The sequence below is a fragment of the Mogibacterium diversum genome, from assembly GCF_002998925.1.
GTDB classification, from domain to species: Bacteria; Bacillota; Clostridia; order Peptostreptococcales; family Anaerovoracaceae; genus Mogibacterium; species Mogibacterium diversum.
Genome location: NZ_CP027228.1, coordinates 262318 through 274784, shown reverse-complemented (window position 1 = coordinate 274784; position 12467 = coordinate 262318). Strand labels below are relative to the sequence as shown.

The following is a 12467-nucleotide window of genomic DNA, read 5'->3' as shown; positions in this document are numbered from 1 at the left end:
TATTATGAATAACTTCGATTGGTATGCACCTACGCACATTGTATTTGGCAGGGGAACTGAATCAGAGGTGAGCTCTCTACTCAAATCATCAAAATGTAACCGTGTTCTCCTTCACTACGGAAGTGGTAGCGTGATTCGCACTGGCCTGCTTGGCAAAATCAAATCTTCGCTAGAGAACGCATGTATAGATTACATAGAACTTGGAGGCGTGGTCGCTAATCCAAGGCTGTCTCTCGTTTATGAAGGCATCGAACTTGCGAAATCTAAAGGTGTAGATTTCATACTCGCTGTTGGTGGTGGTAGCGTAATAGACTCTGCGAAGGCAATAGCATATGGCGCAGCAGCTGATTTCGATGTATGGGATTTATATGATAGAAAGAGAACTCCAGAGTCCGCACTCCCAGTAGGGGTTGTACTTACAATCGCAGCTGCAGGTAGTGAGATGAGCAATTCTTCTGTAATCACTAACGAAGACGGAGGCATCAAGCGCGGCTATAGCAATAACATGGTTAGACCTAAATTCGCTATACTAAACCCAGAGCTAACGATGACTCTTCCAGACTTCCAGACAGCATGCGGCTTCACAGATATCATGATGCATACGATGGAAAGGTATTTTACGTCAGCAGGAAATATGGAACTAACTGACGGGATTGCCGAAGCACTGCTCCGTACAGTAATAAAAAATGCATTGATACTAGTAGAAGATCCGAAGAACTACGAAGCACGCGCCGAGGTAATGTGGGCTGGTAGTTTGTCTCATAATGGTCTTACAGGATGCGGTAATGGTGGTGACGATTTTGCTACCCACCGAATTGAACATGAGATTAGTGGCATGTTCGACGTAGCACATGGCGCAGGACTTGCCGCAATTTGGGGAAGCTGGGCTAGATACGTTTTAGACGACTGTCTCCCTAGATTTAAGCAGTTTGCGACAAATGTATGGAATGTCGAGGATTCTGGTGATTGCCGTGAAGTCGCACTCGAAGGCATAGCGAGAACCGAGGACTTCTTTAAAAGTATAGGAATGCCTGTATCTCTAAAGGATTTTGGATTTGAGCTAACAGATGAAGTTATAGAGGAACTTGCTGAGAAATGCGAGAAAGCTGTCGGCGGAAAAGTCGGTGCTGCAAAGGTTCTGTATCGGGATGATTTTAAGAAGATATACAGAATGGCTTACAACAAATAAGAGGATATATAAACACAAAATGCGCCCCAAAAGGAGCGCATTTTTATTGTTTTGTAACCAGAAGGTCTCTATCGTCTACCATCTCTCGCTAAATCGTCATACTCACGTTTGTATGCAGAGCCTTTCACATGAAATCTCTTATAATCGCAAAGATTAGTAGCGCAGAGCAGTAAACCCCGAGCAGAGCCTTATTCCACAGCGGCATGCGCTTTTCGGTATAGCTCAGATATACGTTATACACTATCTCAAACAGTATAAATGGGATAGTTGTGAAGATGAACGGGTTGGCATAGAAAGCATCGCCAAACCTAAATCTCAGTATGCTTACACACATGGTTGTCGTACCACAGCACGGACACCTATAACCGGTTATTGATCTAAAGATGCAAGGAATGTACAAATGAGTCATCCTCAGCCAAATATAGTAAACGACTCCCAATATTACAAAAGGAGTCGTTTTTTTAATAAGATAGTGCAGAAAACTGCACACCTGCTCATCATACAATGGTTTCATTTTTAGCCCTGACTTCACACACTCAGTAAAATTCTAGTTAATTATCCTCTTAACTGCCAATATACTCTTGCCGCTATAGGTATTCTTAGTACCTGGCTTATAGAGATCAATCTCACAAATATCATGTGCTGGATCCATAGCGTGTACAACGCGGCCATTTCCCGCATACATTGCAACGTGAAGTCTCCTAGTACCTCTGCCAAAGAAAATTATATCCCCTGGCTTCATATCATCTACTGACACAAGTGTACCACCGCAATTATCATAGAGCGTATTAACCGAACCCATCTTCCAGTTGTAACCATACTCCTTATATACAAGTGTTATGAATGAAGCACAATCACATCCGTTGGTGAGGCTCTTCCCACCGAGCACATACGGCTTACCGATAAACTGCCTCGCAAATGAAATTACACTCACCCGCTTGTCCTCTGCCACCTTGATATTCCGCTCGGTCTCAGCATTAGTGATTGTCGCCTTCATACCAGTCGATTCGCTTGATTTATTATCAGAGCTAATTGTCCTGAGCGTGGCCACGTTTAGATACTTAGTCACAACACGTCGGTCATTTATAGCATCTGCTTTAACGACAATAGTCGATACCATCACTACCATGAGTAGCAATTCAGTAACGACTATCACCTTAATATTCTTAAAAGCTGTTCTTAGCTTTGATACCATACGTGCTTTCCCAATCCTTCTGTTCTAAATAATATAGTGGATACTATATTATCATAAAATATCCGGTATGGCATGTGTAGTTTTTATATAAATTCTTACTGGAACTTCTCCTTGTAGTGTTCCATGATTTCGTCCATCACCTGTACGCATTCAAGAGTTCCTACATATTCACCATTCGCGTCTCGAACAGCCCTGTAGCTCACGAGGACATCGCTTCCGCCTTTATTCATCCATACCTCTACCTTGTCTTGCGCACCTGATTTAAATGAAGATATTATGCTGCGAACCATCGGCTCAATCGTTGGTGGATGGCAAGTATACACCTCTCTATCGAGCGAGCTTATTGGTCTCTTGAATAGTTTCTTCTCACCGTTATCATTGTAGTATCTGTTCATATCCACGTGATCTACAAATGTTAACTCGAGAGGAATGGTATTTAACATCGCCTCAAGCTGGTACTGAGTCATGTGTCCACTCGCGAATATGATGTCTCCATCATTTGCAGTAGCCCCATTCTTACCTTCTTTAGCTGCTCTATGCGTATAATCCTCCTTAGAAGCTTTATCCCATTCAGCCGGTTCTTCCTTGAGTAGACAGTAATCATATTCCTTGAGATCACGCCCTACTTCTTCCCACTCTTCATCTTTGAAGAACTGTACGCAGATTGGGAACAGGATGTTTGACTCCTTATAGATCATCTCATCTGCTCGCTTAACAACTGCCTGGGATCTCTCTATCCACTCCTCATCGGATAATGTTCCATCGGTAACATGTCTTAGTTCATCTCTGATTTCATCATCGACTGTCCACATTACATCAGATGGGCCTGTTACATCGTATCTACTCTTAAGTATCGTGTAGATTATGTCGCCTTTCTTTGCATAGTGAATAGAGACATCACGAAGTTTGTTTAGTTCATCGGTAATTACAGAACGGTCCGCACCTTCCTCAAATAGCTTGTTAATTACTGCAATCTGTTCAGCAATTCCCTCGTTCTCGAGAGTCAGCACATTTAACGGATGTCCAGGTTCAGCGATAAGCGTCTGAGCCTTAATTTCCGCCGCTTTTCGATCATTTGCGCCATTCATTCTTCTCTGAGCAGCTTCTTTTGATGCTGCAACGGCTTTCTCAGCATTCATAATCTTTTCCTGCTTAGTTGAGCCGTGGAATAGTGCGGAATGCACATCACAAAGCTTCTGAACCTCCTGGTAAGGAACTCCGCTTTTTATGAGATGCTGCTCCGCATTAGCAATTTCAAGGGCATCAACTTCTTTGAAGTTCTGTACGAACTCTTTTCTTACAGTCTCTAGATCCTCGCCCTTAGTAAGTCTCTCTATGTAGCTACGAAGCAGAACCTCTCTCTCACTAGCATTCTTAGGCTTATTAGTTTCCTCAGATGCAGGTTCTTCTCCACGCTTCGCATCACTACCTGATGTAAAAGATGGGAGTTTGCTTGGATCGATTCTTCCATCAGCATCTAGAAAGTTCTTTACGAAATCAGGTACTTTATCTACATCCACAGTTCCGTCTTCTCTGATGTAAGCCTTTGCAAAATCAGGAATATTTAGTTTATTGATATCGAATGCCGGCTTTGATGATTCTTCTTTAGCCCCAGGGGTTTTAGCTGTTTCCTTCTTCTTTAGCTCAGGAACATTTATAACCTCAAACCCCTTTTCTTCAAACAGAGATACAATTGAATCCAGGTCTATTCCCTTAATCTGTGATCCCTTTGGAATTGTCATCACCCTTCCCATGGTATTAAGAGCAACTGGATTAGAGATATCCTTAAATCCGAGCTCAATCATGATATCTATCACCTCTGGGTATTCTGTAGCCAGATCGTGTACATTTTTCTTCATATCTAATACTTTTTCAGCCATTTCTATTTCCTCCTTTAAATTAATCTTATCTTTTTTCATAATCCGCCGATGTTGTGGCCGTCATATTGTGTTTAATCTACTTTTTATTGTATATACATTATACATTAAATGCATCTAATCTCCGTAACAGATGTTACAATTTATTGTTATTTAGAAAAAATTCTTGATAATAACAAAAAAGACGCTTTCCAACCGTTATCTGAAGTTCATTCACTTCAGATAACGATTTAGTTAGCATCTAATTTTCTTCGCATTATGCTTTCACAACGAAGGCATTGTATATAGCTCTAATAGCTCTCTGATAATCGGATTCCGATACACCTACTTGCACGCTGATACGCTCTGGTGCATGATCGATGAACCTTACATTAACATGAGCACTGGATAATGCTTCAAATATCTTCATCGCAACAGAAACTTCTCCTGAAATATTCCTCCCAACTACAGCTATCGCTGCAATACCCGTGGAGATAGTGATCTCATCAGCATCAGTTGCGCTTCTTAGCCTCTCCGTTAGCTCTTCCTCACAGTTAGCTACACTTTCTGAACCGACGATGACCGAGAACGAGTCGAGCCCAAGCTGCTCACTTTCAACGGTGATGTTAAACTCATCGAGGATATTCTGTATTCTCTCACGATACTTTGGATTGTCATTTAGTTTTTCTCGCTCGATGAGAATTGAAGAGTATCCCTTCTTACCGGTTATACTGGAAATTTCAAGGCGGTTCTCGTATGAGTCAGCATTCTTAACTATGAGAGTGCCAGGCTTTTCTGGCTCTAGTGTACTCTTGATATTGATTGGAATTCCGCACTGGCTCACAGGTCTAACGGCATCTTCGTGGAGAACTTCAGCGCCTCTGAGCGCAAGCTCCCTAAGTTCTTTGTATATAATTACAGGAACACTGAGCGGATGTTTCACAATGCGAGGATCCGCCATCAGTAGTCCAGGCACATCTGTCCAATTCTCATATAAATCAGCCTTTGCCGCTGATGCTATAATCGCGCCAGTGATGTCTGATCCACCTCTCGAGAAGGTCACAACTTCCCCCGTTTCATTTGAACCATAGAATCCAGGAAATACTATTCTCTTATGATTTTTAATAAGCTTCTCGATGTTTTTTCTCGTCGCATCATCAAGCAGCTTCCCCGTGTCATCAAACTTAATAACTTCAGCTGCGTCTACAAAATCATACTGAAGCTGTTCAGCCATAAGCTGGGCAGTTATGAACTCCCCTCTGCTGATGAGATAATCTCGGCACCTAGAATCCTTATAATTTTCAATTATCTTATCAAAGATCTCATCGATATTAATCTCTGAACCTAGTCCAATTGCAAGGTTCTTGAATCGATTTCGGGCCTGAGTCATCTTGGTATCGAATTCATCTGGGTTTTCGTGAGCAGAAATCAGAAGATCTGTAATCTTAATCTTTTCATCGTCATGAACTCCTGGTGCCGAAACGACTACGTAGCGTCGTGCTTTATTTTGACGTACTACTTCCGCAGCATTTCTAATGCGCTCTGCCGTTGCAAGTGACGATCCTCCAAACTTCGCTACTGTTAGTTCAGAGTTGTTTCTAAGCGCAGGGGCAAGATCCTCGTTATGTATGAGCTTTATATCGTACGGAGTTGACTGATATACAAAATAGTTCAGCCAATTTGAGAACAGAAGGCTCCCGGAAGACCTCCAGCGAACCACAGGTGTTTTCGAATCGTCATCATCAGGGAAATAATTTGCAGGAATCTCCGGATTAATACCTGCTTCCTTGTCTCTTACATACTCCTTAAGGAGTGTATTCCAATCATACTCAGTGTGCCCCGTAACGAAAATCTGTCTATCATTATCTGACTTAACGCAGAAAACACCGCCTTCTTCTGAGGTGGAAAGAACAGTAATTCCTGGAGTATTATCGATGTCCTCCTCATCTACAGTTGTATTCCTGGATTGGGGAACATAGAATTCATCATCAAAACCTCTAAATAGCATGCTGCGTTTAGTTTTAAGTGTATGCTTGTATACTCCTGATAGCTTCTTTGGAAGTCTTTTCTTATTTATTCCATAGTGATAGTAAAGCCCTGCCTGAGCTCCCCAGCATATGTGAAATGTACTGTGAACATGAGTTTTAGACCATTCCATTATCTCACAGAGTTCTTCCCAGTAATTAACCTCTTCAAACTCAAGTAGCTCTATCGGAGCACCTGTGATAATCATTCCATCGTAATATTCATTCTTTACGTCGCTGAACGTCTTGTAAAATGCCAGCATATGCTCCTGAGAAGTAACGTGAGGTTTATGTGTTGCGGTCTGCAGAAGCTCGAGTTCCACCTGCAGTGGTGTGTTACTGAGCATACGCGTAATCTGCGTTTCAGTGTCAATCTTTGTCGGCATGAGGTTGAGAAGAAGTATGTGAAGCGGACGCATATCCTGCGTCATGGCACGCGTATCCGTCATTACGAACACGTTTTCATTAGTAAGCGTCTCTATCGCCGGTAAATTATTTGGTACTTTAATTGGCATTTTATTCTCCTCCCAAAACCCCTTTTATATTAGTTCAGCTGCGATGGCACACCATTCTCCTAGTTCAGCAACTGCTAGCATTTCAAAACCGTTCTCCTTAAGTGCTGCAATCACCTTATCCTGCTGAGTAGTTAGTATACCAGACATTATGTATCTTCCGCCACTATCGAGGTGATTACGGATATCACCCGTGAGACGAATGACAAGATTTGTAAGAAGGTTGGCTACTACTATATCGGCCTTAAAGTCCACTCCTTCTGTCAAATCAGCCTTTTTAATGACCACATTATGTACGTCATTAGCCTCGCTATTTTCTATCGAAGCTGCCACTGCCTCATCATCTATGTCTATACCTAGCACTTCACTAGCTCCGAGCTTACTAGCTAATGTAGATAATATGCCTGTGCCGCAGCCTACGTCTAGAACCTTATCGCCCTCATTGATATACGATTCTAGCAAATCTGCTGATAGCGAAGTGGTCTCATGAAGACCAGTTCCAAAGGCCATGCCTGGATTTATGCGTATAATCTCTCTATCAGGTTCAAATTCCTTTGAATAGTCAGCAATATCTACCCATGGAGGGGCAGCTATGTAGCTAAATCCAAGTGCAGCTGGTTTAAGAAATTCCTTCCAACGGTCTTTCCACTCTTCGTCGCCCCTGATATTGACCGTTACCTTCAATGTGCCGAGATCAGTAACAGTGCCGAATAGACCTTTTTCTGCATTTTCTCTAACTATTTTGGCCGCCTTCTTCACCGCATTAATAGTACTATCAGCTGTCATATCATCCGCTGCATATACTACAATGCTTGGCGACTTGCTACTCTCCCTTTTAAAATCCTCTGGTGCTAGATAATCTGTCTCACCAAGTTGATCATTCATAAATAGAGCATCTGCTGGATCGTTTACTTCTGCAGTCTCTATACCTTCACAGATAAGCGCTGCCAGCATCGGTTCAATTCCGAGCTCCGATACTGCAATTTTTATTTCGTAATATTTCATCTAAGTGTCTCAATCTCTCTTGCATAGCCTTCGAGGTCTTCCTGCGGAGTCTCGAGGATGCATGGAAGCCCTATAATATGTGGATTATTAACTACTGACAGCATCGCATCAAGACCTATTTCTCCGTCACCAATCTTCTCATGTCTATCCTTTGCTGCCCCCATAGGATTCTTGCTATCATTGATATGTAGCGCACATAGTCTATCTAGCCCTATAATTCTATCGAACTCTTCCAGCACTCCAGCGAAGTCGTTCTTTACATCATATCCCGCATCACTTATATGGCATGTATCAAGGCAAACACCTATCTTGTCTTTGATTTTTACGCCATCGATAATCTGACGAAGCTCTTCAAAATTCTTACCTATTTCACTACCCTTGCCAGCCATTGTCTCGAGTAGCACTACTGTATGCTGGTCCTCCCACATCACGTGGTTAAGCGTATCAACAATCATCTGTATTCCCAGTTCACTGCCTTGGCCAACGTGACTGCCAGGATGGAAATTATAGTAGTTTCCTGGCAAATATTCCATTCGCTTTAGATCTTCTAGCATGCATGTTCGTGCAAATTCCCTCACGCTTTCCTTACCCGAGCATGGATTTAGCGTGTACGGTGCATGGGCTACAAGCTTTCCGAAGTTATGCTCATCCATCAGCTTCATCAAAGCCTGTGCATCGGCTTCATCTATTGCCTTCGCCTTTCCACCACGTGGATTTCTAGTAAAAAACGCAAATGTATTTGCACCAATTGATAGTGCAGCTTTTCCCATCGCTTCAAACCCATCCGAAGACGATAGGTGGCATCCCAAATATTTCTCCATCAATAGTCCCTTTCTGCCTCTTTACTTCTAGCCTTACAATTATGTCTAATATTTTGTAACTATAATGTTAATTCTATTCTTCTAATCAATTTTCCTATCTATTTTCATCGAGGAACTCCCTAATCTCCTGCAGAGCTGTTTCGATATCAAGAAGGAATTCCCGAGATGATATCCTGAGAGCGCCGTGTCCTAGCGACATCTCTTGAACTAGTGCATCAGATGATACCACCGTAATACTTTCTCGCTTACCAATCTCTTTTGTAAGCTCAGCGATATATGCATCTGCTGTCTCATTTTCCTTAGTATACACGACTTCGGTATCACTTACTTTATATTTTCTTCCAAAGCTGTATGGCACTCTGTACGCATCAAAGACGATAGTCATCTTGCATCCTAGATATCCGCGATAATTCGCAAGAATATTTATCAGATGATCCCTGGCCGCCCCAATATCAGCCTTAGAAAGTTCTTTCATATGCTCATCAGCATTTATAAGGTTATAGCCATCTATAACGAAGTGAGTATCTGGCTTTCCAATTCTTTCAAGTCTATGAAGTGAACGCTTCTGCTGCTCCATAGCTCGATATTCGGACTCTTTCGGTTTTGTCTTATGCTTTACTAGAGTTCCATTTGAAATTTTTCCGTACGTCCTCTCAAATATCGCCAGCAGCTCTGCATCGCTCGCTAGTTTGCGGCCAGCCGCCATTGTTTCAGCTCTAGCGGAATCTTCGCTTAAACCAGAATCCTTTTCTTCCTCGAGAACAAAGGGCAGATGCATATAGTCTTGAACCTCATCCCATTTGACAGTCCTCCCAGCCCCGTGATAACAGAATATTGAATCTCCTGTTTCTGTTTCATCCTTATCTTGTTCGTACTTGGACTCCTCAATAACTTCTGATTCATTATGACAAAAGTCATATCCAATTAGCATGCAGCTAATATGCCCTCTACCACCTGTGTAAGAAGTAAGCTTTCTCTGATAGTCAATTAATGATACTGCAGGCGCTTTCCCTTTCAAAGTAGACATATCACCATCAATAATTGGCTCACTAAACGACCCGGAAGCATTTCCTATATCGGTCATAGCCATTCCAATATTAGCACTAGGCAGTTTTATCTCAAAGCTAAACCAAGGTTCTAGTATCCGGCAATTACCACGCAGAAGTCCATTTCTAACCGCTCTATAAGTGGCCTGCCTAAAATCTCCCCCTTCAGTGTGTTTTTCATGAGCTTTTCCCGCAGCTAATGTAATGCGCACATCTGTGAGCGGGGCTCCAATCAGCACGCCACGAAATACCCTCTCATCTAGATGCGATAATATTAAATTTTGCCAATTTCTACTTAAAACATCCTCTGGAATAATGCTATCTGTGACGATACCACTTCCGCGCTCACCTGGTCTAATAATTAGATGTACTTCAGCATAATGCTTAAGTGGTTCGAAGTGACCAATGCCTTCAGCTGCCTCTATTACAGTCTCCTTATAGATTATATTTCCTGCCTCAAAGCGCACTCTATATCCAAACCTGTTCATTATCTGAGTTTCAAGAATCTCTTGCTGAACCTCGCCCATAAGCCTGATATTAACACCACGGAGACCCTGCTCTACGGAAATATGCAGCTTTGGGTCTTCTTCTTCGAGCACTCTCATATCCGCTACAAACTTGTTTTGCTCCACGCGTTCTTCTGGAATGATTATATAAGAAAGGTATGGTTCAATTATCCCGTTTCTCGTCTCATCCTCCGCAAGTGCTCCTATTCCCCCGCCTGCTCTTGATGAGTTTACACCAGTTATTGCGCATATATCGCCAGGAGATGCTGAATCTACCATCGTATATTTCTGACCGGAGTAAATTCTTATCTGATTGATCTTTTCATGCAGTAGTTCACCGCTTTCAGTTCTGACTGCGACGTTATCCTTTAGGTGAAGTACACCTTGCATTACTCGTATAAATGAGATTCGCTCATCCCTTTGATCACGGGCTATCTTATAGACCAGCGCCCCCATTTTATCATCTGATGAGGTTCCTCCTCTAAGTTCATCAAAGCCGCAGGTGTATGTCGATATTACATCGAGCAATTTATCTACCCCATCTTGGTGGAGAGCTGATCCGAATAAGCACGGAAATATCTGGCACTCTCGGATTGCCCTTCGGACACCTTCTTCCGACAATTTAAGATTGTTCAAAAAATCCTCCGCAAGCTCCGGAGAATAAAATGTTACACCATCTATAAAATCTTCGTCGTTATTACCTACACTAAAATCGACGAATCCTTCACCAAGTCTGCCCTTGATGCGGCTGATCTGTTCGTGCCTATCAGCGATAGCAAGATCCATCTTATTGATGAATACAAACGTCGGAATTTTTCGTGTTCTGAGTAGCCTCCAGACTGTCTCTGTATGGCTTTGAGGTCCATCTACGCCACTAACAACTAGTAATGCATAGTCTATTACATCGAGAACTCTCTCCATTTCAGCCGAAAAATCATCATGACCAGGTGTATCGAGTATGGTGATTTGACTATCATTCCAGTTTAGTCTCGCTTGCTTTGAGAAAACAGTAATCCCGCGATTTTTTTCAACCTCATAATTGTCGAAGAACGAGTCGCCATTGTCGACTCGTCCTAGTTTTCTTATTGTTCCAGCGGTATAGAGCATGGCTTCACTGAGCGTAGTCTTACCCGCATCAACATGTGCCAATATCCCAAGTGTCAGCTGCTTACTCATGCTCCCTCCTAAAAATTTTCTCTTATAAATAAATCTGGTTAAATCACGTAAAACCACTCGTCCTGCTTACGTTCTTTCTCCTGCCCCGCCTTGTGCGACTGCTTGTCATAAACCATTTCAAGAGTCTTAATTGTTACAGTCGTATGAGGATCTACGGACTTTGTTACGAATGCATTTCCTCCGATTACAGCACCCTCTCCGATTACAGTATTTCCACCTAGTACGGATGCTCCAGAGTACAGTGTAACATTGTCCTCAATTGTTGGATGCCTCTTTGTTCCATGAAGCTTTTGACCCGCCTTTGTAGAAAGAGCACCTATGGTAACCCCTTGATATACCTTAACGTGTTCGCCGATTACGGAGGTTGATCCTATTACTACGCCCGTTGCATGGTCCATACAGAAGTATTTTCCAATCGTTGCTCCTGGATGGATATCCACACCGGTTTTTCTGTGCGCATACTCAGTCATAATCCTTGGAATTAGCGGAACATCCAGTTCATGAAGCTCATGAGCAAGCCTATAAATAGCTGTAGCATAAAGCCCCGGGTACGCGAGAACGATTTCATCCTTGCTGTTTGCCGCAGGATCTCCGTCATATGTGGCAATTATATCAGTATTAAGAAATTCTCTGATCTTAGGAATCTGCTTAAAAAACAATTTTACAATTTTCTTAGCCTCATCCTGCCTAATCGCTATGCATGCATCTTCAAACTCTGGTCTATGAAGTAAGGCTTTTTCTATCTGTTTAGTCATCATGAACATCACATCTTCTAGAATGACAAGAATTTTCTTATCTACACTATAAGTTCGATAAGATTTCTCACGATAATATCCTGGAAGAAGCACCATCATCAGCTCACGAATGATTTCCTTAATGGCTTTCTGCTCAGGTAGTTCATACATTCTAATGGCATCGATGTCACGATCCTGCTTATAATCTTCTAGGAGCTGCTCAGCCAAATCACTCATATCCTTATCGATTTCTTCAGTAATTCTAGTGTCACTAGCATGACAAGTCTCCATCATCATTGTATCTTTATCCACTTAAGTCTCCTCTCTATAAACCTTACGCAGCACTCCTATATCCCATCAGTGTAGATTTTATATACGATTAGTATCGTCATATATGATTCTA

At 42.2% G+C, this 12467-nt stretch carries 9 protein-coding genes; 1 reads left to right on the top strand and 8 read right to left on the bottom strand.

Translation table 11 applies throughout. The annotated features are described in order from the left end of the window. Positions 1-4 precede the first annotated feature (4 nt). A complete protein-coding gene (locus C5Q96_RS01280) occupies positions 5-1189 on the top strand; it encodes an iron-containing alcohol dehydrogenase (RefSeq protein ID WP_106056479.1) in 1185 nt (394 codons plus the stop codon). A 124-nt stretch (positions 1190-1313) separates the two neighbouring features. Here C5Q96_RS01280 and C5Q96_RS08880 read toward each other — a convergent pair whose 3' ends face one another. The 8 genes from C5Q96_RS08880 to C5Q96_RS01240 form a co-directional block, all read right to left on the bottom strand. Continuing rightward, positions 1314-1598: a DUF2752 domain-containing protein gene (locus C5Q96_RS08880; RefSeq protein WP_273280059.1), complete on the bottom strand. Its 285-nt coding sequence runs from the start codon at positions 1596-1598 to the stop codon at positions 1314-1316. A gap of 138 nt (positions 1599-1736) precedes the next feature. After that, entirely contained in the window at positions 1737-2384 is a 648-nt protein-coding gene (locus C5Q96_RS01270) for a C40 family peptidase (protein WP_106056475.1), read from the bottom strand. Positions 2385-2479: 95 nt separating this feature from the next. Beyond that, positions 2480-4264: a DUF438 domain-containing protein gene (locus C5Q96_RS01265; RefSeq protein ID WP_158696646.1), complete on the bottom strand. Its 1785-nt coding sequence runs from the start codon at positions 4262-4264 to the stop codon at positions 2480-2482. 253 nt (positions 4265-4517) lie between these two features. Further along, the gene (gene metA, locus C5Q96_RS01260) at positions 4518-6779 is read right to left on the bottom strand and encodes a homoserine O-acetyltransferase MetA (protein ID WP_106056471.1); all 2262 of its coding nucleotides are present in this window, start codon (positions 6777-6779) and stop codon (positions 4518-4520) included. A 24-nt stretch (positions 6780-6803) separates the two neighbouring features. Then, the gene (gene prmA, locus C5Q96_RS01255; RefSeq protein ID WP_106056469.1) at positions 6804-7781 is read right to left on the bottom strand and encodes a 50S ribosomal protein L11 methyltransferase; all 978 of its coding nucleotides are present in this window, start codon (positions 7779-7781) and stop codon (positions 6804-6806) included. Further along, on the bottom strand, positions 7778-8602 hold the full coding sequence (locus C5Q96_RS01250; protein WP_106056467.1) for a deoxyribonuclease IV: 825 nt from the start codon (positions 8600-8602) through the stop codon (positions 7778-7780). The genes prmA and C5Q96_RS01250 overlap by 4 nt, the downstream gene beginning before the upstream one ends. Positions 8603-8696: 94 nt before the next feature. Beyond that, positions 8697-11330 carry a translation factor GTPase family protein gene (locus C5Q96_RS01245; protein WP_106056465.1) on the bottom strand — a complete coding sequence of 878 codons (2634 nt, stop codon included), beginning with the start codon at positions 11328-11330 and terminating at the stop codon, positions 8697-8699. Between the two features lie 38 nt (positions 11331-11368). Continuing rightward, positions 11369-12376, bottom strand: coding sequence for a serine O-acetyltransferase (locus C5Q96_RS01240; RefSeq protein ID WP_245905577.1), 1008 nt, complete (start codon positions 12374-12376; stop codon positions 11369-11371). Positions 12377-12467: the final 91 nt, after the last annotated feature.